We start from the raw sequence: 321 nt of genomic DNA, 5'->3' as shown, positions 1-321 counted from the left end.
ACATGGAAGATGCAGTCCGAGTACTCAGACAAGCTGAAGGGAACGAAAAACTGCCGAATTTGTTTAAGGGGAGAGTACCAAAGGATTTTACAGCTCAGAAAGCTATCCATAAATCTGTGAGAGGTCTCATCGAACAAAGTCATAAGGACCAGGAAAATCCGGCTGAATACAGAGAGAATCTGTATGCATTGGCTGAATTCTACTGCCTAGGCTATGAAGTATCGTGTCAAGAGCTGTTTGATAATGGGAAGCTGAAAAGAGTCAGTCTTCCGACCTATCCGTTTGCGAAGGAAAAATACTGGGTGCCTTCAGAAATTAAAC

Annotated in this window: 1 protein-coding gene; it reads left to right on the top strand. The window is 43.0% G+C overall.

The genetic code is table 11. The features are described from left to right. A partial coding sequence (locus LNN34_RS21845; RefSeq protein ID WP_229044618.1) for a hypothetical protein occupies positions 1 to 321 on the top strand: 321 nt, incomplete at both ends.

Origin of the sequence: Bacillus sp. AF23 (genome assembly GCF_020861455.1) — a bacterium.
Lineage (GTDB): Bacteria > Bacillota > Bacilli > Bacillales > Bacillaceae > Bacillus > Bacillus halotolerans.
Note: the sequence above shows the minus strand (reverse complement) of the source record. Positions and strands in the feature narration are given on the sequence as shown.